The organism is Streptomyces enissocaesilis, assembly GCF_039533765.1.
In the GTDB taxonomy this organism is placed as follows: Bacteria; Actinomycetota; Actinomycetes; order Streptomycetales; family Streptomycetaceae; genus Streptomyces; species Streptomyces enissocaesilis.
The window spans coordinates 92,934-113,573 of sequence record NZ_BAAAUD010000041.1; the positions used below are offsets into that span (position 1 = coordinate 92,934).

Sequence of the window (20,640 nt, forward strand, 5' to 3'; positions counted from 1 at the left end):
CCTATCCGCCCGCCGGAGGGGGCTCGTCCAGCAGGATCCGTTCGAGTTCGGCACGGCCGGGGAGGCGGGCGGGGCGCGCGATTTCGCCGGTGCGCACGTAGAGGAAGGCGGCGGCCACGGAGTCGAGGGGCAGGTCGTACCGCTCGGCCCAGGCGAGGCGGTAGACCGCGAGCTGGAGGGGGTCGGCGGTGCGCTCGCGGCTGGTCTTCCAGTCGACGATCTCGTACGCGCCGGTGTCCTCGTCGCGGTACACCGCGTCCATCCGGCCCCGGATCACCCGGCCCGCGAGGGTGAGGTGGAAGGGCACCTCGATGCGGTACGGGGTGCGGCGGGCGTAGGGGGTGCGCTCGAACGCCTCCTTGAGGGCGGCCAGGTCGCGCTCGTCCGCGATCTCGGCCTCGGTCCCGTCGCCGCCGGGCAGCTCGTCGGGGCCGAGCATGGGCAGCGGCAGCTCCTCGAAACGTGACTCCACCCACGCGTGGAACCGGGTGCCGCGGCGGGCGGCGGGCTGGGGCGGGCGCGGCATGGGGCGGGCGAGCTCGTGGGCGAAGCCGTCGGGGTCGGCGGCGAGCCGCAGCAGCTGGGAGGCGGTGAGGGAGGGCGGTACGTGGACGTCGCGGGTGGTGGCGCGGGCGCGGCGGAGCTCGCCGGCGAGGGCGTCGAGGTCACGGTCCCAGGAGGCGACGGCGCGGGCCTCCTCGGGGGTGAGGGTGCTTCCGCTCCGGCCCGCCTCCTCCCGGGGCTGCGGGACGAATCCTGCGGACCTCCGGGTCCCGGGGAGGGTCGCTGGGTCCGTTGGATCCGCCGGGTCCGTCGGGTGGGGCGGGTTCGCCGGGTGGGGCGGGTCCGCCGAGTGCGCCAGGTCCGTCGGGTGGGGCGGGTCCGCCGGGTCCGCCGGGTCCGCCGGGTGGGGGCGTGCGGGCGGGGTGTCGTGGTCCCGGGCGCCGGAAGCGGGGTGGGCGTGCTCCGGTACGGCGCCGGGGCGCTCGGGGCTCGGGGGGGTCCGGGGCGCGGGTATGGCGCCGGGGCGCAGGGTCGACCAGCTGTCCCAGCCCGCCGGGCCGGGACCCTCTTCGTTGTCTTCTGCGTCTTCTGCGTCTTCTGCGTCTTCTGGGGCTTCCTCGCCTTCGTGGAACGCGTCCGGAGGACCGTCGGGGCCGACCGCCGTGGGGCGTTCCGTGAGGAGGGTGTCCCAGTCCGCCGGGCCGGTGGCGGTGTCTTCGTCCGCGTAGGCGGCGGGCGCCTCGTCGGTCCGGGCCGTGGCCAGCCTCTCCAGGTGGGCCATGACCGTTTCCGCCGCCCGGCGGCGGCGGGCCATGGACGTCGGGTCCAGCGGCAGGGGCCAGGCCCGGTCCGCCGCCGACTCGCGCAGGGAGGGGTTCTCCTCGTCCTCCGCCGGCTCGTCCGCCCATGCCTCGATCTCCCCGAAGCCGGCCGCGCAGTGGTCGTACAGCGCCCGCAGGAAGCCGGAGGGGCCGCGCGGCTTCTTCTGGGTCGGGCCCCACCAGTGGCCCGAGCCGAGCAGCAGCGAACGCGGGCGCGTGAAGGTGACGTACCCGAGGCGGAGCTCCTCGGTGTGCTGGTGGGCCTTCATGTCGTCCTTGAACGCCTTGATGCCCTTGCTGTCCCACTCCCCCACGTCCGGCAGGGTCGCCGCGTCACCGCGCAGCGCGTGCGGCAGCACCTTGGCCTGGGACGTCCAGGAGTCGCGGGACTGCTCGCTCGGGAAGTGGCCCGTGACCAGGCCCGGCACCGCCACGACGTCCCACTCCAGGCCCTTGGACTTGTGCGCGGTGAGCACCTTGACGGTGTTCTCGCCGCCGGGCAGGGCGTTGTCCAGGCCCTTCTCGTACTGGGCGGCGGTCCGCAGGAAGCCGAGGAAGGCCAGCAGGTTCGCCTCTCCGTCGAGCGCCGCGAACCCCGCCGCCGTGTCGAGGAAGTTGCTCAGCGTCTCGCGCCGGCGGGCGGCCAGGGCGTGCGGTGAGGCGGACAGTTCCACTTCGAGGCCCGTCGTGGCGAGCACCCGGTGCAGTACGTCCATGAGCGGGTCGGCGAGCGAGCGGCGCAGGTCGCGCAGCTCGGCCGCGAGACGGGCGAAACGGACCCGGGCGTCCGCCGAGAAGGGCAGGCCGTCGTCCGTACCGCCGCCGGACTCCAGGAAGGTGTCGAGCGCGTCGGCGAGGGAGACGACCTCCGCAGGGTCCACGCCCTCGACGGCCTCGGTCAGCCTCCCGTCGGGGTCGGCGTCCGGGTCGGCGGCCGGCGCGCGGTGCACGAGCAGGCGTGCCCGGCGTCCCAGCAGCGCCAGGTCGCGCGGGCCGATGCGCCAGCGCGGACCGGTGAGGATGCGGACGAGCGAGGCGTTGGCGCCCGGGTCCTGGAGGACCTCGCAGACCGCGACGAGGTCGGCCACCTCGGGGAGGTGGAGCAGCCCGGAGAGGCCGACGACCTCGACCGGTACGTCGCGGGCCACCAGCGCGCCCTGGATCTCGGCGAAGTCCCCCGCCGTCCGGCACAGGACGGCGATCTCGCCCGGCTCCTTGCCCGTACGGACGAGGTGGGCGATCGAGTCGGCCAGCCACGCGATCTCCTCCGCGTGGGTGGGCAGGAGGGCGCAGCGGACGATGCCGTCGCGCTCCGCGCCGGGGGCCGGGCGCAGCGCCTCCACGCCCTCGTGCATGGCGCGCAGCCCGGCGGCCAGGCCGTTGGCGAGGTCGAGGAGGCGGCCGCCGCTGCGGCGGTTCTCGCTGAGCGAGAACCGGGTGGCCGGACTTCCGTCGGCGTACGGGAAGTGGGCGGGGAAGTCGTCGAGGTTGGCGACGGAGGCACCGCGCCAGCCGTAGATCGCCTGGCAGGGGTCGCCGACCGCCGTCACGGCGTGCCCGGTGCCGCCGCCGAACAGGCCGGAGAGGAGCAGGCGCTGCGCGACCGACGTGTCCTGGTACTCGTCGAGCAGGACCACCCGGAACTCGTCGCGCAGGGCCCGGCCGGTCTCCTCGCTGGTGAGCGCGAGCTCGGCGGAGAGCGCGATCTGGTCGCCGAAGTCGAGGAGGTCGCGGCTGCGCTTGGCCTCGCGGTAGCGGGTGGTGAGGTCGAGCAGTTCGAGGCGGGCGGCGGCCGCCTCGGGGACCTTGCGCAGGTCGGCGTTGGAGAGCTTGACGGACGCGAGGGTGCTCAGCAGTCCGGTGTCGTACGCCGCGAGGCGGGCCGGCTTCACGAGGTGCTCGGCCAGCTCGGCGTCCAGCGCCAGCAGGTCGCTGACCAGGGACGGGAACGACCTGGTCAGTGCGGGGTACGGGCCGGGCGCCTCGCGCAGCACGCGGGCGGCGAGCTGGTGGCGGGTGGCGTCGGCGAGGAGGCGGGCAGTGGGTTCGAGGCCGATGCGCAGGCCGTGGTCGGTGAGGAGCTGCCCGGCGAAGGCGTGGTACGTCGAGATCCGGGGCTCGCCGGGAGGGTGGTCGGGGTCGATGACGTCGGGGTCGGTCACCCCGGCGCGCACCAGCGCCTTGCGCACGCGCTCGGCGAGCTCGCCGGCCGCCTTGTTGGTGAAGGTCAGGCCCAGCACCTGCTCGGGGGCGACCTGCCCGGTGCCGACCAGCCACACCACGCGCGCGGCCATGACCGTCGTCTTGCCCGAACCGGCTCCGGCCACGATGACCTGCGGGGCGGGCGGTGCGGTGATGCACGCCATCTGCTCCGGGGTGAACGGGATGCCGAGGAGCTCTTTGAGCTCCTCGGGGTCGGTGATTCGAGCTGACACCCGAGAGAGGCTATCCGGCCCCGCTGACAGCGACGTTCCGTGACGCCGGCGCTACTCGACGATGTGCCGGCCCTCCGGCTGCGCGCTGCACGCGGCGCGGAACGCGCAGTGCGTGCAGTGCTGGCCGGTGGCCGGACTGAAGCGTTCGTCGAGTACGCGGCCCGCGGCGGTGGCGAGCAGATCGCCGACCCACTCCCCGGCGAGCGGCTCCTGCGCCTGGATCCTGGGGAGGGCCTCCCCGCCGTCCCTCTTGGCGGCCGGCTGCCGCAGCTGTACGAGTTCGGCGCCGCCCGGCCCGGGGCGCGTCCCGCCGAAGACGTCGTCCACCGCGCCTTCCCGTACCGCGAGCTGGTAGACGGCGAGCTGGGGGTGGTGGGCGACCTCCTCGCGCGTGGGGGCCGCTTTTCCGGTCTTGAAGTCGACGACGTACGCCCGTCCCTCGGCGTCCGCCTCGACGCGGTCCATGGAACCGCGGATGCGCACCTCGTACTCGCCGCCCGCCTCCAGGGTCACGTCGAAGTCGTGCTCGGTGGCCACCGGGGTGCGGCCGCCGCGGTCCATGACGTGCCACTGGAGGAAGCGTTCGAGCGCCACGCGCGCGTGTTCCTTCTCCTGCACGGACTTCCAGGGGGCGTCGAAGGCGAGGGCGTCCCAGACGGAGTCGAGGCGTTCCATGAGTACGGCGAGATCGGCGGGCGTACGGCCGGACGCGACCTCGTCGGCCAGGACGTGCACGACGTTGCCGAAGCCCTGCGCGGCGGTCGCGGGCGCGTCGGCTTTCACCTCGCGTCCCAGGAACCATTGCAGGGAGCAGGTGTTCGCGAGCTGGTCCAGGGCGCTTCCCGAGAGCGCCACGGGCTGGTCGCGGTCGCGCAGGGGGATGGCGCTGTGCGTCGGGTCGTACAGGCCCCACCAGCGGTACGGGTGCGCGGAGGGGACCAGCGGCTGGCCGTCCTCGTCGGCGAGGGCGGCGAGGCGGGCCAGCCTGCGGGCGGCGGCGTCGCGCAGGGCGGGGGTCGCCGCCGGGTCGACGGTGGTGGCGCGCAGTTCGGCGACGAGGGCGGCCACGGCGAGGGGGCGGCGGGGGCGGCCGGTGACGTCCTTCGGTTCGACGCCGAGTTCGGTGAGGAAGCGGGAGGGCTGGTCGCCGTCGTCGGCGGGGGCCCTGACGGCGGTGACGACGAGGCGCTCGCGCGCGCGGGTCGCGGCGACGTAGAAGAGGCGGCGTTCCTCGGCGAGGAGGGCGCCGGGGGTGAGGGGCTCGGCGAGGCCGTCGCGGCCGATCCGGTCCGCTTCGAGGAGCGAACCGCGGCGGCGCAGGTCCGGCCACAGGCCCTCCTGTACGCCCGCCACGACGACCAGGCGCCACTCCAGTCCTTTCGAGCGGTGCGCGGTCATCAGGCGTAGGGCGTCGGGACGTACGGCCCGCTTGCTGAGGGTGTCGGCGGCGATGTCCTGGGCGTCGAGCTCTTCCAGGAAGTTCAGGGCGCCGCGGCCGCCGGAGCGTTCCTCGGCGCGGGCGGCGGTGTCGAACAGCGCGCACACGGCGTCGAGGTCGCGGTCGGCGTTGCGGCCGGCCGGTCCGCCGCGCAGGGCGGCGCGCTCCAGGCGTCCTGGCCAGGGGGTGCCGTTCCACAGTTCCCAGAGGGCCTCTTCGGCGGTGCCGCCGGTTTCGAGGAGGGTGCGGGCCTTGCGCAGCAGCGTGCCGAGGCGCTGGGCGCCACGGGCGTACGCCGGATCGTGCGCGGCCAGGCGCTCGGGTTCGGCGAGAGCGCGGGCGAGCAGTTCGTCGGAGGGCGGCGGGAGCCGGTTGCCTGCGGCACGCTCCTCGTCGCGCAGGGCGCGGCCGAGGCGGCGGAGGTCCGCGGTGTCCATGCCGGCGAGCGGCGAGGCGAGCAGTTCGGCGGCGGCTTCCGTGCTGAGCCAGGTGGTGGCGGCAGCGGGCGGGGTGGGGTCTGTCCGGTCCGTGTCCTCCTCCTGCCGCTCCTGCTCTTCCTCGGGTTCCTCGGGCCGTGGGCCGGGCTCCCCGGCCTCTCCGGCGGCGTCGGTGTCGTGACGCACGGCGGACGTGTCCGGGGTGCCGGGGCCGGATTCCCGGGACACGGCGGCGGACGGAGCGGCCGCCGCCTCGGCCACTGCCCTCAGGGCCGTCAGCAGGGGAGCCACCGCGGGCTCGTGGCGCAGGGCGAGGTCGTCGCCGTCGATCTCCAGGGGAACGCCCGCCGACGTGAGGGCCCTGCGTACGGCGGGGATCGTGCGGCCGCCGGCGCGTACCAGCACCGCCATCTCGTTCCACGGCACGCCCTCCTCCAGGTGGGCGCGGCGCAGGATGTCCGCGATGTTGTCGAGCTCCGTGCCCGCCGTCGGGTACGTGAAGACCTCCACGCGGCCCCCATCGCGTACCGGAGCCAGGTCGCGGTGGGCCCGTACCTTCTCGGCCGGCAGGCGCGTCAGCGGCATCCGGCGGGTGAGCAGGCGGGTGGCCGCCAGGAGGCCGGCTCCCGAGCGGCGCGAGGTCGTCAGCACCTCCACCGGGGAAGGGGCGCCGTCCGTTCCCCGGAACCTGTCCGGGAAGTCGAGGATGCCGCCGACGTCCGCGCCACGGAACGCGTAGATCGACTGGTCCGGGTCGCCGAAGGCCACCAGGGTGCGGCCTGAGCCGGCCAGGGCGTGGAGGAGGCGGACCTGCGCGGGGTCCGTGTCCTGGTACTCGTCCACGAAGACCGCGTCGTACCGCGCGCTGAGCCGCCCCGTGGACTCCGCCCGCTCGGCGAGCAGCACCGCGCGGTGGACCAGTTCCGCGTAGTCCAGGACGCCCTGCATGTCGAGTACGTCGAGATACTCGGCCAGGAAGGCCGCCGCGGCCTTCCAGTCGGGCCGTCCCGTACGCGCCGCGAAGGCTCCGAGGGCGTCGGGGCCGAGTCCCAGTTCCCGGCTGCGCGCCAGCACCGCGCGGACCTCGTCGGCGAAGCCGCGCGTGGTGAGACAGGCGCGCAGTTCGTCCGGCCACCGGACGGGGGAGGGCAGGCCGGTGCGCTCCAGCTCGACGTGGCCGGCGAGCAGGTCGCGTACGGCCACGTCCTGCTCGGGGCCGGACAGCAGGCGCAGGGGTTCGCTGAAGAGGTCGCTGTCCTGATGGGCGCGGACCAGGGCGTAGCAGAAGGAGTGGAACGTGGTCGCCTGCGGCCCGTACGCGCCGCCGAGCCGCAGCGCCATCCGGTCGCGCAGTTCCACCGCCGCCTTGCGGCTGAAGGTGAGCACCAGGACGCGCGCCGGGTCGGCCCCCTTGGCGACGCGCGCGGCGACGGCCTCCACCAGGGTCGTCGTCTTGCCGGTGCCCGGGCCCGCGAGGACCAGCAACGGACCGCCCGGGTGGTCAACCACAGCGCGCTGCCGTGCGTCCAGGAGAGGGGGATCCACCGGGCCCGGCGGGGTACGCACCAGTCGGTACGCGCTCGGGGTCCGCTGCCGCGCCTGACGGTGCGGGGGATTCCAGGCGGAACCTGTGGAAGTGGAGGAGCTCACGTGGATCGCCGGTCCTGGTGGGTGTACGGGTTGACTTGTCCGCCGCGCGCGGGGCGCGGTGGGTGCGGGACGAGCGCTCTGCGCGCGCCGCGTCCTGAGGACGCTACGCCAGTGGGCACCGGGGACGCAGCGACTCCGCCCCGTACCCCGTCCGGTGACCCGGCCCGTGTCCTTCGCCGCGCGGCGCACGCTCCTGGTACCGCCCGCCGCGCCGCCGCATGCTGGAGGCTGTCAGGTGTGAGCCGTGTGAGTTTGTCCACTTCCACCGGCCGGACCGACGACCGGACCGCCGGCCGCGGCGCCGTCCCACCGCGCCCGCTTCATGTCCAGGCGCGGCAGGTGGTCCCCGGACTGGCGGGTGGCCGTGCGCAGCGGGGTGCCCTCCGCGCGGTAGTGCCCCAGTGCGCGCAGTTCGTGGCCGGGCAGCAGCACGCCGTCGGAACGCACCACGCGCCACCAGGGCGCGCCGCCGCCGTAGAGCGCCATCACCCGCCCCACCTGACGGGGGCCGCCCTCCTCGAGCCACTCGGCGACGTCCCCGTACGTCATCACACGTCCGGGCGGAATCATCTCCGCCACCTCCAGCACGCGTTCGGCGTACTCGGGGAGTGCGGGGGCTTCCGGTTCGTCGTTCATCCGGCCCATCCTGCACCACCGCACCGACCGTGCACGCTGCTCCATGGGGCGTGGCCAAAACACCGCACGCCCCCGCAATGCACCCTGATGCCCCCCTCTGTCATCCGGTCATGCCACCATCATCCGGGCGGTGACAGGTGATACGAGATCGAGAAGACGTGACGAAGGAGCAGGGCGTGCAGCCTCCCCCGGTGGCGAGCACCCCTGGCGCCGAGTCGCACCCTGACGCTCCCGAGAACGCTCCCGAGAGGCCCACGAAGAACATGGACAACGGGCCCGGAGGAAGCCACATCGACCGAGTGTCCGGCGACGAACCGCTGCTCTCCGCGCGCGTGCACCGCCCCTCCGACCTGGTACGGCTGCTCGTCGGCGTACTGGGCATCGTCTGCGTACTGGCCATCGCGGCCTTCGCGCACGGCACGGCGTCCGGGCTCGAACAGGACATCAGCAAGGGCACGGGCCAGACCCCGGACGTCTTCATCAAGCTGGCCGGCCTCATCTCCAGCATCGCCGTACTGATCCTCCCGGTCGCCTTCGCGATCGAGCGGCTGGTCAAACGGGACGGGCTGCGGATCGCGGACGGCGTTCTGGCGGCCGTGCTCGCGCACGGTGTCGCGCTCGCCACCGACCTGTGGGTCTCCGAGGCCGCCCCGGACGCGATCAGGGAAGCGCTCACACAGGCCGCGGAGAACGGCGAACTGACCGATCCCGTGCACGGTTATCTCGCGCCCGTCATCGCCTACATGACGGCCGTCGGCATGGCCCGCAGGCCGCGCTGGCGCGTGGCGCTGTGGGCGGTGCTGCTGCTCAACTCGTTCGCCGTCCTGGTCGGCCGCCAGACCACCCCGTTCTCGATCATCGTCACCGTGCTGATCGGCTGGACCGTCGCGTACGGGACGCTCTACGCCGTCGGATCCCCGAACGTACGGCCCACCGGACAGACCCTCCTCGCGGGCCTGCGGCGCGTCGGCTTCCGCCCCGTGACGGCGATGCGCGCCGAGGACGTGCCCGACTCGGCCGAACCGGGCGACCGCGGGCGGCGCTACCTCGTCACCCTGGAGGACGGGCCGCCCCTCGACGTCACCGTCGTCGACCGCGAGCAGCAGGCGCAGGGGTTCTTCTACCGGGTGTGGCGCCAGGTGACCCTGCGCAGCATCACCCAGCGCCGCTCCATCCAGTCCCTGCGCCAGGCCCTGGAGCAGGAGGCGCTGATCGCGTACGCCGCCATCGCGGCCGGGGCCAACGCGCCGAAGCTGATCGCCACGTCCGAGCTCGGCCCCGACGCCGTGATGCTCGTGTACGAGCACCTGGGCGGCCGTTCCCTGGACTCGCTGCCCGACGAGGAGATCACCGACGAGTTGCTGCGCGGTGCCTGGCGTCAGGTGAAGGCCCTCCAGTCGCGCCGTATCGCGCACCGCAGACTCGTCGGCGACGCGATCCTGGTGGATCGTTCCGGCAGGGTCATCCTGACCGATCTGCGCGGCGGTGAGATCGCCGCGGGCGACGTCGTCCTGCGCATGGACGTCGCGCAGCTCCTGACGACGCTGGGGCTGCGCGCGGGCGCCGAGCGCGCCGTGGCCGCCGCCGTGGCGGTGCTGGGGCCCGACGCGGTCGCCGACAGCCTGCCGCTGCTCCAGCCGATCGCGCTCAGCCGCTCCACGCGCGCGACGCTGCGCAAGCTGGCGCGCGAACGGTCGCAGCGCGAGCGCGAGGCGGTGCTCGACGCGTCGCACGTCACCAAGGCGGCCGAAACCGGGGAGCCCGGCGCCGGCGAAGCCGCGGGGACCGGTGGCCGCAAGTCCGTACGCGCGGGGAAGAAGGCCGAGAAGGGCGCCATAGAGGAGGCCCTGGAGGAGGCGCGCGAAGAGGACCTGCTGACGCAGATCCGTCACCAGGTGCTGCTCATCCGGCCGCAGGCGCTGGTCGAGCCGGCCCGCCTCGAACGCATCAGACTCCGTACGCTCGTCAGCGTCGTCGCCGGCGCGTTCGCCGCCTACTTCCTGATCTCGACGCTGATGGCCAACGACATGGGCGAGGCGATCGCGAAGGCGGACTGGCGCTGGGCCGCGGTGGCCCTGCTGTTCTCGGCGCTGAGCTATCCGGCCGCGGCGATGAGCCTGCTCGGCTTCGTTCCCGAAAAGGTCGCCTTCTGGCGAACGGTCAAAGCACAGGTGGCCGGGTCCTTCGTGAAGCTGGTCGCGCCTGCGGCGATCGGCGGCGTGGCGCTCAACACCCGTTTCCTCCAGCGTGCCGGCGTACGCCCGGGGCTCGCCGTGGCGAGTGTCGGCGCCTCGCAGCTCTTCGGCCTCGCGAGCCACATCACGCTGCTGATGGTCTTCGGCTATGTGACGGGCACCGAACACACCCCCACGCTCTCCCCGTCCCGGACGGTGATCGCGGGGCTGCTGACGGCGGCGGTGCTGGCGCTGGTGGTGACGGCCGTGCCGATCCTGCGCAGGTTCGTGGTGACGCGGGTGCGGTCGTTGTTCGCGGGTGTGGTGCCGCGCATGCTCGACGTCCTCCAGCGGCCGCAGAAGCTGATCACCGGTATCGGCGGGATGCTCCTGCTGACCGCGGCGTTCGTGATGTGCCTGGACGCCTCGATCCGCGCCTTCGGCAGCGACGTCCACCTGAGCTACGCCACCGTCGCTGTCGTCTTCCTGACCGCCAACGCGCTCGGCTCCGCGGTGCCGACGCCCGGCGGTATCGGCGCGGTCGAGGGCGCGCTCATCACGGCGCTGTCGTTCGCGGGCCTGCCCTACGCGGTCGCGACGCCGGCGGTGCTGCTGTACCGGCTGCTGACCTTCTGGCTGCCGGTGCTGCCGGGCTGGCTGTTCTTCAACCACCTGACCCGCAGGGAACAGCTCTAGTCGCTTCGTACGAGCCGTACCGCATCCGCCAGGAGCATCGACCGATCTTCCTTGCAGGTGCGACCCCGACGGCCTTAGATTGCCGCACATGCGGTCCTACACCACTCAGCAGGCGGCGCGGCTCCTCGGCGTCAGCCCCGACACCGTCCGCCGCTGGGCCGACGCCGGCCGGATCACCACGCGCAGGGACGAGACCGGCCGGCGGCTGATCGACGGGCCCGTTCTCGCGGCGTACGCCGTGGAGCTGGCCCAGCAGGCCGACGAGCACGGCGAGGTCCCGTACACGACCGCGCGCAACGCCTTCGCCGGGATCATCACCGCGGTGAAGCTCGGCGATGTCGCCGCCCAGGTCGAGATACAGGCGGGCCCGCACCGGCTGGTCTCCCTGCTGACCCGGGAGGCCGTCGAGGAACTCGGCCTGGAGGTGGGGATGGAGGCGGTGGCCCGCGTGAAGTCGACCAATGTCCACATCGACCGTGCGTGAAGCATGCGTGAACCGTCCGTGTGCCCGCCGACCGTGACCGACACCCCAGGGGTTTCCGTGCGCCGTACTGTCCTGCCCGTCATCGCCGCCTCGCTGCTCGTCCCGCTGCTCGCCGCCTGTGGCGCCGAGGACGGCGACGGGGGCCCGCAGGCCGGCAGGAAGACGGGGACCACCGAGATCACCGTGCTGGCCGCGGCCTCGCTCACCGATGTCTTCGAGGCGGCCGGGGCGGCGTACGAGAAGGAACACCCCGGCACGGAGGTCGCCTTCTCCTTCAACGGTTCGCAGGAACTCGCCTCCCAGGTGCGCCAGGGGGTGCCCGCCGACGCGCTGGTCACCGCCGACACCAAGACCATGGACGGGCTGAGGGAGAACACCGGTGACCCGGTCGTCATCGCCAGGAACCGCCTCACCGTCGCCACCTCGAAGGGCAATCCGGAGAGGATCGGCGGCCTGGAGGACCTCTCCAGGGACGGCCTGAAGGTGGTTCTCGCCGCGCCCGAGGTGCCGGTCGGCCGTTACAGCCAGAAGATTCTGGACGGGGCGGGGGTGAAGGTGAAGCCCGTCTCCCAGGAGCCGAACGTGCGCGCGGTGCTGAGCAAGGTGGAGCTGGGCGAGGCCGACGCGGGCCTGGTGTACGTGACGGACGCCGCGGCGGCCGGGGGCAAGGTCACCACGGTCGCCGTACCCGACGCACAGAACGCGGTCGCGTCGTACCCGGCCGCGGTCCTCGACGGCTCGGAGCACAGCGAGGAGGCCTCGGACTTCGTGCGGTGGCTCGCCTCCCCCAAGGCGCAGAAGCTGCTGCGTGACGCGGGATTCCAGGCACCGTGAGCCCGGTGAAGGGGCTGAAGGGGCGTGCGCCGCTCACGCTCACGCTTCCGGCGGGGCTGGCTGTCGCCTTCCTGCTGCTCCCGCTGGCGGGGGTGCTCACCGGCGCGCCGTGGTCCTCGCTGCCACGGCGGCTGTCCGCGCCCGCCGTGACCGAGGCGCTCGGCCTGTCGCTGGTGGTCTCCGGGTGGGCGCTGCTCCTGTCGCTCGTACTCGGGGTGCCGCTGGCGTGGCTGCTGGCGCGGGTCTCCTTCCGCGGCAAGGCCCTGGTGCGCGTTCTGGTGATGCTGCCGATGGTGCTGCCGCCGACGGTCGCCGGTGTGGCGCTCCTTCAGGGGTACGGGCGGCGCGGACTGATCGGCGGGCAGCTGTCGGACTGGTTCGGGGTGACCCTGCCGTTCTCGACGGCGGGGGCGGTCGTCGCGTCCGCGTTCGTCTCGATGCCGTTCCTGGTGATCAGCCTGGAGGGCGCCCTGGCCGGGCTGCACCCCCGGTACGAGGAGACGGCTGTCTCGCTCGGCGCGTCACCGCTGCGCACGTTCTTCACGGTGACCGTTCCGATGGTCGCTCCGGGACTGCTCGCGGGTGCGGCGCTGTGCTGGGCGCGGGCACTGGGCGAGTTCGGGGCGACGATCACCTTCGCCGGCAATCTGCCGGGCACCACACAGACCCTGCCGCTCCAGGTCTACCTGCTGCTGCAGAACGACCCGGACGGCGCCGTGGCGGTGTCCCTGCTGCTGCTCGCGGTGGCGACAGCGGTACTGATCGCTCTGCGGGGCCGCTGGCTGGGCCCGCGGGGCACGGGCCGCGGCGCGCCGGTGACGGCGCCCGCGTCGGCCTCCGAGGACGACGTGCTGCTCCCGGGCGCCCCGTCCGGGGGACCGGGCTCCGTTCCCGGGAACGCGCCCTCCGCCGGTGATGCCGGTGACCGGTCCGGTGAACGGTCCGGTGACGTTCCCCGGTGGCCGCTGGCCGCCCGGGTCGACGGGCACGCGCGCGTGGGGCTCGAGGTCGCGGGCGGCCGTACGGTCGCCGTCGTCGGACCCAACGGGGCGGGCAAGACCACCCTCCTGCGCGCCCTCCTCGGACTCACCGACCGGGCCACCGCGCTCTCCCTCCGGCTCGGTGAACAGGACGTCGCTGCGCTCCCGCCGCACCGGCGCGGCATCGCCTGGGTGCCGCAGGACGGCGCGCTGTTCCCGCACATGACCGCACTCGCCAACACGGCGTACGGGAGAACCTCCCAGGGCGCCTCCACGGCACGCGCGCGCGTGGAGGCCCAGGAGTGGCTCGACCGGCTCGGCGTCGGCCACCTCGCGCACCGCAGGCCCGGCCAGCTCTCGGGGGGCCAGGCCCAGCGCGTCGCCCTCGCCCGCGCCCTCGCCGCACGCCCCCGGCTCCTCCTCCTCGACGAGCCGCTCGCCGCACTGGACCAGACGACCCGGGCCCACGTCCGGCACGCCCTGCGCGACCACCTCGCGGGCTTCCCCGGTGTCTGCCTGATCGTCACGCACGATCCGGTCGAGGCCGTTTCGCTGGCGGACCACGTCCTCGTACTGGAGGAGGGCGAGTCCGTGCAGTACGCCCCTCCGGCGGAGATCGCCCGGCATCCGCGTTCACCCTGGGTGGCCCGGATGCTCGGCCGCAACGCCTGGCCCGGCACGACGACGGCCGACGGCCTGGAGCTGCGCGGCGGCGCGCACCTGGTCGCCGCGGAGCCGCTCCCCGGTGGCGCCCCGGGCCTCGCCGTCGTGGGCCCCGAGGCCGTGTCCGTGCACCGGAACCGGCCCACGGGGAGTCCGCGCAACAACTGGCCGGGAACGGTCCGCGAGCTGACGGCGCACGGGAGCCGTCTGCGCGTCCTGATCGACGCGGCCCCCGGGGTCGTCGCGGAAGTCACTCCGGCGGCGGCCGCGGAACTGGGACTCGCGGAGGGCGTGCGGGTATGGGTGAGCGTGAAGGCGACGGAGGTCACCCTGGTCGCGCTCTGAGCCGTACCCCGGAGCGCACGGACGGCACGGCTGCCCGCGCCGTCCCGAATGGCGCTCCCGGAGCGCACGCTCCCGCGCCCCGTCGCACGATGGATCCATGCCGACTTCCGCCGCCCTGCGTGCCACGGCCGTTCTCGCCACCACCGCCGTTCTCGTGTCCCTCGCCGGCTGTTCCGGCAACGGCGGCCAGGGTGAGGACGGGACCGGGAACAGGGATTTCGCCACCCAGAAGCTGGACTGGGCGGACTGTCCCGCCCCGTCCGTCGCGGAGGGCGGCGGCGCTTCCCCGGCACCCCTCCCCGGCGGCGACGCCTGGCAGTGCGCCTTCATGGAGGCCCCGCGCGACTACGCGAAGCCCGGTGGCGAGACGATCGAGATCGCGCTCGTCCGCGCGAAGGCCCGTGACACGGACAACCGCATCGGCTCCCTCGTCTTCAACTTCGGCGGCCCCGGCGCTTCGGGCGTGACCGGCCTGCCCTCCCTGGCCGCGAACTACGAGCGGCTGCGCTCCCGTTACGACCTCGTCAGCTTCGACCCGCGCGGCGTCGGCCGCAGCGTGGGCATCCAGTGCCAGGACGACAAGGAGCTCGACGAGCTCTACGCCCAGGACGGCACCCCGGACGACGCCGCCGAGGAGAAGACCTTCACCGACAGCCTCGCGTCGTACGCCTCCGCCTGCGAGGAGAACTCGGGCGACGAGCTCCCGTACGTCGGCACCACCGACGCCGCTCGTGACATGGACCTGATGCGGCAGGTCCTCGGCGACGACAAGCTGCACTACTTCGGCTTCTCGTACGGCACCGAACTGGGCGGCGTCTACGCGCACCTGTTCCCCCAGAACGTCGGCAGGGCGGTCTTCGACGCCGTCGTCGACCCCACCCGGTCCTCCGAGGAGAGTTCGCTCGGCCAGGCCAAGGGGTTCCAGCTCGCCCTGGAGAACTTCGCCGAGGACTGCGTCGAACGCGGCGACGAGTGCGCGCTGCCCGGCGGTTCCGTTGAGGAGATCGAGGACTTCGTCGCCGACCTCCTCCAGAGGCTCGACAAGAAGCCCGTCAAGGGCATCGGCGACCGCGAGCTGACGCAGAGCCACGCCACCAACGGAATCATCCAGACCCTCTACTCCAAGGAGTACTGGAAGTACCTGGAGCAGGGCCTCGACGAGGCGGACAGCGGCAGCGGCGAGCTTCTGCTCAGCCTCTCCGACTCCATGAACGGCCGCAGCCCCGACGGTGCGTACAGCAACATCGGCGCCGCCAACGCCGCCATCGGCTGTGTGGACACCAAGGAGCGTTACGACATGGCGCAGGCCAAGGCGAAGCTCCCCGCGTTCCGCAAGGTCTCGCCCGTCTTCGGTGGCCCTCTGGGCTGGGGCCTGATGGGCTGCTCCGAATGGCCGGTGCCCGGCACGTGGGACACCCCCGACGTGAGCGCGCCCGGATCGGCCCCCATCGTCGTCATCGGCACCACCGGTGACCCGGCGACACCCTACGAAGGGGCGAAGAGGATGGCCGGCGAGCTGGGCAAAGGCGTCGGCATCGAGCTGACGTACAGGGGCGAGGGCCACGGCGCGTACAACAACGGCGACCAGTGCGTGCAGAGAGCCGTGGACGCGTATCTGCTGAGGGGCAGGGTCCCGGCCGCCGGGACCGTCTGCCCGTGAGCCCGCCCGCGGCCCTGTCACTGGTCCTGTCAGTGGCTCCGCCTAGGATGACGAATCCGTTTTCGAATGCCGGTGTCTGTGGGGCCGCAATGGCGAATCTTGTACGGACAGTCGCCCTGACGGCCGCTGCGCTGCTCACGGCGGGGGCCGCCACCGGCTGCGGCAGCGGCTCCACGGGCGGCGGGGACAGGTCCCCCACGTCCGCGACGCCCACCTCCACCGCCCCGCGGGGCGGCCACGACGACGGTGAGCAGCCCCCCGCCCTCCCCGCCGCGCTCACCGGCCAGCAGCTCGACTGGAAGCGGTGCGCCGCGCCCCGCAAGGCGGACGGCAGCGCCGCCCGGGCTCCCGGCGGGGACTGGCGGTGCGCCACCCTCACCGCACCGCTGGACTACCGCAAGCCGGACGGCGACACGATCGGCATCGCGCTGATCCGCTCCGAGGCCACCGACGGCGACCGGCGCATCGGTTCGCTCCTGTTCAACTTCGGCGGGCCCGGCGGCTCCGGCGTGGCGGGGCTGCCCGGCGCGGCACCGGCGTTCGACACCCTGCACGCCCGCTACGACCTGGTCAGCTTCGACCCGCGCGGCGTCGCGGAGAGCTCCGCCGTCGTCTGCCAGGACGACGAGCAGGCCGAGGCCTCCTTCCGGCTGGACTCCACCCCCGACACCCCCGCCGAGGAGAAGGCCTACCTCGACGACTCGGCCGCCTTCGGCGCGGGCTGCGCCAGGCGTTCCGGAAAGGTCCTGCCGTACGTCGGTACGAGCAGCGCCGCCCGCGACATGGACCTGATCCGCCACGTCCTCGGCGACAAGAAGCTGAACTACTTCGGCTTCTCCTACGGCACGGAGCTGGGCGGCGCCTACGCCCACCTGTTCCCGGAGAACGTCGGCCGCATGGCGCTGGACGCGGTCGTCGACCCGTCCGCGGACTTCGTCCGCCACGCCCACAACCAGGCCCTGGGCTTCCAGCGCGCGCTGGAGAACTACTTCAGGAGCACCGGCACCACGGCAGAGGCGGGTACCGCGCGCGTGGTGCGCCTGCTCGACCGGCTCGACAAGAAGCAGCTGACGACCAGCACCGGCCGTCCGCTGACGCAGAGCCTCGCGGTCACCGGCATCATCGCCCCGCTGTACGGCGAGGACGGCTGGCCGGCGCTGACCAAGGCCCTGCGCGAAGCCGAGAACGGCGACGGCACGGCGCTGCTGACGCTCGCCGAGTCGTACAACGACCGCGACCAGGAAGGGCGTTACGGCACGGCGCACCACGCCCAGCGCGCCATCTCCTGCGCCGACGCCAAGGGGCGTGTGAGCGGCGAGCGGGTCAGGGCGGTCCACCTGGGCGACTTCCGGAAGGTCTCCCCCGTCTTCGGCCCGTACCTCGCCTGGGACCTGGCCGGCTGGTGTGCCTCCTGGCCGGTCGACGGGGAGCACGAGACCCCCGAGGCCGGCGCGGAGGGCGCGGCTCCCGTCCTCGTCATCGGGGGCAAGGGCGACCCGGCCACGCCGTACGAGGGTTCGCTGCGGATGGCCGAGGAGCTCGGCAAGGGCGTCGGCGTACAGATCACGTACGAGGGCGAGGGCCACGGCGCGTACCTGACGGCCAACGCATGCATAGCGCGCACCGTCGACCCGTACTTCCTGGACGGCGAGGTCCCGGCCAACGGCACCACCTGCGCCGCGTGACCGACAGCCGCGCGAAGCGCCGGCCCCGGTGCGTACGCAACGGTCCCGGACCGCGCCGGAGAACCGGGGAGCCGGAGGAAGGGGGGGGGGCNATCTGGTTGACCCAGCCGATGACGCCGCCACCGACATGCACCGCGTCCGCGAAACCCGCGGACTTGAGCACCGCGAGGACCTCCGCACTGCGGACGCCCGTCTTGCAGTGCAGGACGATGCGCTTGTCCTGCGGCATGTCCTGGAGGGCGGCGCCCATCAGGAACTCGTTCTTCGGGATCAGCCGCGCGCCCGGGATGGAGACGATCTCGTACTCGTTCGGCTCGCGGACGTCGATGATCTCGATCTTCTCGTCGGCGTCGATCCACTCCTTGAGCTGCTTGGGAGTGATCGTGGAGCCGAGCGCCGCCTCCTGCGCCTCCTCGGACACGACGCCGCAGAAGGCCTCGTAGTCGATGAGCTCGGTGACGGTCGGGTTCTCGCCGCAGACCGCGCAGTTCGGGTCCTTGCGGACCTTGACCTGGCGGTACTGCATCTCCAGGGCGTCGTAGATCATCAGCCGGCCGACCAGCGGGTCGCCCACGCCGGCCAGCAGCTTGATCGCCTCGGTGACCTGGATGGAGCCGATGGACGCGCAGAGCACGCCCAGCACGCCGCCCTCGGCGCAGGACGGGACCATGCCCGGCGGCGGGGGCTCCGGGTAGAGGCAGCGGTAGCAGGGGCCGTGCTCGGACCAGAACACGGACGCCTGGCCGTCGAAGCGGTAGATCGAGCCCCAGACGTACGGCTTGTCCAGGAGCACGCACGCGTCGTTGACCAGGTAACGGGTCGCGAAGTTGTCGGTGCCGTCGACGATCAGGTCGTACTGGGAGAAGATCTCCATCACGTTCTCGGCTTCGAGCCGCTCTTCGTGAAGGACCACGTTCACGTAGGGGTTGATGCCGAGGACCGAGTCGCGGGCGGACTCGGCCTTCGAGCGGCCGATGTCGGCCTGGCTGTGGATGATCTGGCGCTGCAGGTTCGACTCGTCGACCTCGTCGAACTCCACGATGCCGAGCGTTCCCACGCCGGCGGCGGCGAGGTACATCAGCGCGGGCGAACCCAGGCCACCGGCGCCCACGGCGAGCACCTTGGCGTTCTTCAGCCGCTTCTGCCCGTCCATCCCGACATCCGGGATGATCAGGTGGCGGGAGTACCGGCGAACCTCGTCGACAGTGAGCTCGGCAGCGGGCTCGACCAGGGGTGGCAGCGACACGGGGACTCCGTAGGTCGGTCAATCAGTACGGTTGTTCTCCGCGTAACACTGCCACGCCCCTCCTCATTCCGAGACACCCGGTCCGATCCGCGAGACGATTTCGTCCCAGTAACCGGGCAGTGTCTCGAATGGATCGTTTTGTCCGTCTTGGTCACCGCGGTCGGTCAGGAAGACCGTCCCCGCGCCCTGCCAGCGGGCGATCCGCACGGCCTCCTCCAGATGTGTGCGCGGCAGGCCGTGCACCAGGTGGCAGAAGCGCTCGGGCGGGTGGTCCGCGGTCCATTCCGCCACCTGTGACCAGCGGTAGTCCGCCCACGACCCCGAGAACGTCACCAGCTGGTCGGCGGTCTCCGCGTAGCCCGGATACGGGTGCGTGCCGTGACCGAGGACCAGATGGCCGCCGCCGTCGGCCGGCCCGGACAACGCGGCGCCGAGGCGCCGCACCCCGGGGAGCTCTGTCCGGCCGGTGGGACAGCGGTCCAGATAGAAGCCGTCGACCCGGTACCAGTCGCGGAACCGGTGCGCGTCGGAGACGAGTTCGCCGAAGGATCTCGCTCCGTACGCCGCATCGAGCCGGCCCAGCACCCTGACACCGGCGTTGCGGATGCGGCCCGCCGCCTCCAGGCAGTGCGGGTCGGGGCGGGAGCCCGGGCCGTTGGAGACGTTGAGGACCACCCAGTGCAAGGGGGCCCCCGGACGGGTGAGTTCGGCCCATTCGACCGGGGCGACGAGCGGGTGGGCGTAGCCGGGGACCCCGAAGCCCATGCGGTCGGCGGCGGTCGCGGCCTGGTGCGGCCGGGGCGTGGTCAGATGCGGCACGCGGCCTCCATCCAGATGTCGGCGAGCGACTCCTCCAGGTTGATCCGGGGACGCCAGCCGAGCCGGTCGCGCGCGGTGCGCACGTCGGCCTGCTGCCAGCTGCCGCAGCCGTCCGGGTACGGGTACGGGGCTCCCAGGTGCTCCGGGGCCATCTCGCCGCGCGGTGCGCCCACCGAGGCGAGCACGCTGCCCACCCCCCCGTTGCGCGCCGCCGCCGACGCGCTGCCCGCGGCGTAACCGGGAGGGGCGTCGAGTTCGTGCAGGGCGCCGCCGTAGCCCGCGACCCTGGCCAGGACCGCGGCGGCGTCCCGCAGCCGGACCGCGCGGCCGGTGCCGATGTTGATGGCGCCCTGCGCGGCGGAGAGGGAGGCGGCGTGCACGGCGCGCGCCACGTCGCGCACGTCGACGAAGTCGCGCTGTACGCCGAGCCCGCCGAGCTTCAGCTCGCCGTCCCCGGACTGCATCGCGCGGCGCATCGCCTCGGCGAGCCGGCCCAGCGGTGAGCCGGCGGGCGTGCCGGGCCCGACCGGCGAGAAGACCCGGAGCACGACGGCGTCGAGCCCGGAGCCGAGGACCAGCTCGGTGGCGGCGAGCTTGCTCACGCCGTACGGGCCGCCGGGGCGGGGTACGGCGTCCTCGGCGGTGGACGACCCCGGCTGCGAGGGCCCGTACTCGGCGGCGCATCCCAGCTGGACGAGGCGTGCCCCGCAGCCGCTGCGGCGCAGGGCCTCGCAGACGGTGGCGACGGCGACGGTGTTGTGCCGGGTCAGGTCACGGGCGCCGCCGCGGGTGGCACCCGCGCAGTTGATGACGACTCCGGGGTGGACGGCGTTCAGGAAGCGGGTCAGCGCACCGGGGCTGCCGGTGGCGAGGTCGAACCGTACGTCGGCGTCGTCGCCCCGTCCGAGGGCGGTGAGCTGCACGGCCGGGTCGGCGAGCAGCCGGTCGGCGACGAAGCGGCCGAGATATCCGTTGGCACCCAGCAGCAGGACCCTCATCGCGCGTCCCCTCGGTGCCGACCGGCTGTTGCTGGGGGTTGGGGGGTCATGATCACGTTCTCCTTCGGGGATGTTTCGGTGAGTGCTGCGGTGTACGCCCGCGACGCCGGTTCCGCGGGAGGCGGTGGCTGTGAC

11 protein-coding genes and 1 pseudogene are annotated in these 20,640 nt (G+C 73.3%); 6 read left to right on the plus strand and 6 right to left on the minus strand.

Translation table 11 applies throughout. From position 1 onward, the window contains the following. Position 1: 1 nt before the first annotated feature. The 3 genes from ABD374_RS20790 to ABD374_RS20800 form a co-directional block, all read right to left on the minus strand. Entirely contained in the window at positions 2–3,760 is a 3,759-nt protein-coding gene (locus ABD374_RS20790) for a UvrD-helicase domain-containing protein (protein ID WP_344497074.1), read from the minus strand. Between the two features lie 51 nt (positions 3,761–3,811). After that, entirely contained in the window at positions 3,812–7,285 is a 3,474-nt protein-coding gene (locus tag ABD374_RS20795) for an ATP-dependent helicase (protein WP_344497075.1), read from the minus strand. Between the two features lie 231 nt (positions 7,286–7,516). Beyond that, positions 7,517–7,930: an MGMT family protein gene (locus ABD374_RS20800; protein ID WP_425577291.1), complete on the minus strand. Its 414-nt coding sequence runs from the start codon at positions 7,928–7,930 to the stop codon at positions 7,517–7,519. Positions 7,931–8,097: 167 nt separating this feature from the next. On the opposite strand from ABD374_RS20800, the gene ABD374_RS20805 reads away from it, so the two are divergent. The 6 genes from ABD374_RS20805 to ABD374_RS20830 all read left to right on the plus strand — a co-directional run bounded on the left by ABD374_RS20805 (position 8,098) and on the right by ABD374_RS20830 (position 17,442). After that, on the plus strand, positions 8,098–10,791 hold the full coding sequence (locus ABD374_RS20805; protein ID WP_425577292.1) for a lysylphosphatidylglycerol synthase domain-containing protein: 2,694 nt from the start codon (positions 8,098–8,100) through the stop codon (positions 10,789–10,791). 88 nt (positions 10,792–10,879) lie between these two features. After that, positions 10,880–11,275 carry a TOBE domain-containing protein gene (locus ABD374_RS20810; protein WP_344497078.1) on the plus strand — a complete coding sequence of 132 codons (396 nt, stop codon included), beginning with the start codon at positions 10,880–10,882 and terminating at the stop codon, positions 11,273–11,275. Positions 11,276–11,278: 3 nt separating this feature from the next. Next, the gene (gene modA, locus ABD374_RS20815) at positions 11,279–12,109 is read left to right on the plus strand and encodes a molybdate ABC transporter substrate-binding protein (protein WP_344497079.1); all 831 of its coding nucleotides are present in this window, start codon (positions 11,279–11,281) and stop codon (positions 12,107–12,109) included. Positions 12,110–12,114: 5 nt separating this feature from the next. Then, on the plus strand, positions 12,115–14,097 hold the full coding sequence (locus tag ABD374_RS20820) for an ABC transporter permease (RefSeq protein WP_344497080.1): 1,983 nt from the start codon (positions 12,115–12,117) through the stop codon (positions 14,095–14,097). A 97-nt stretch (positions 14,098–14,194) separates the two neighbouring features. Next, positions 14,195–15,757, plus strand: a complete 1,563-nt coding sequence (locus tag ABD374_RS20825) for an alpha/beta hydrolase (protein ID WP_344497081.1) — start codon at positions 14,195–14,197, stop codon at positions 15,755–15,757. A gap of 89 nt (positions 15,758–15,846) precedes the next feature. After that, positions 15,847–17,442 (plus strand): alpha/beta hydrolase, encoded by a 1,596-nt coding sequence (locus ABD374_RS20830; protein ID WP_344497082.1) that lies wholly within the window; start codon positions 15,847–15,849, stop codon positions 17,440–17,442. An 85-nt stretch (positions 17,443–17,527) separates the two neighbouring features. On the opposite strand, the pseudogene moeZ reads toward ABD374_RS20830, so the two are convergent. From moeZ to ABD374_RS20845, 3 genes and pseudogenes are all read right to left on the minus strand, one after another. Beyond that, a pseudogene (moeZ, locus tag ABD374_RS20835) lies at positions 17,528–18,688 on the minus strand (adenylyltransferase/sulfurtransferase MoeZ); the annotation flags it as partial. 63 nt (positions 18,689–18,751) lie between these two features. Beyond that, a complete protein-coding gene (locus tag ABD374_RS20840) occupies positions 18,752–19,507 on the minus strand; it encodes a spherulation-specific family 4 protein (RefSeq protein WP_344497083.1) in 756 nt (251 codons plus the stop codon). Then, complete coding sequence (locus tag ABD374_RS20845; RefSeq protein ID WP_344497084.1) at positions 19,495–20,505, minus strand: SDR family oxidoreductase; 1,011 nt, start codon at positions 20,503–20,505, stop codon at positions 19,495–19,497. The genes ABD374_RS20840 and ABD374_RS20845 overlap by 13 nt, the downstream gene beginning before the upstream one ends. Positions 20,506–20,640 lie beyond the last annotated feature (135 nt).

What these genes read in the sequence shown, in the direction of transcription:
- ABD374_RS20800 (WP_425577291.1), bottom strand. Translation starts at nt 7,930, where the DNA reads ATGGGCCGGATGAACGACGAACCGGAAGCCCCCGCACTCCCCGAGTAC.
- ABD374_RS20810 (WP_344497078.1), top strand. Translation starts at nt 10,880, where the DNA reads ATGCGGTCCTACACCACTCAGCAGGCGGCGCGGCTCCTCGGCGTCAGC.
- modA (WP_344497079.1), top strand. Translation starts at nt 11,279, where the DNA reads ATGCGTGAACCGTCCGTGTGCCCGCCGACCGTGACCGACACCCCAGGG.
- ABD374_RS20825 (WP_344497081.1), top strand. Translation starts at nt 14,195, where the DNA reads ATGCCGACTTCCGCCGCCCTGCGTGCCACGGCCGTTCTCGCCACCACC.
- ABD374_RS20830 (WP_344497082.1), top strand. Translation starts at nt 15,847, where the DNA reads ATGGCGAATCTTGTACGGACAGTCGCCCTGACGGCCGCTGCGCTGCTC.
- ABD374_RS20845 (WP_344497084.1), bottom strand. Translation starts at nt 20,505, where the DNA reads ATGAGGGTCCTGCTGCTGGGTGCCAACGGATATCTCGGCCGCTTCGTC.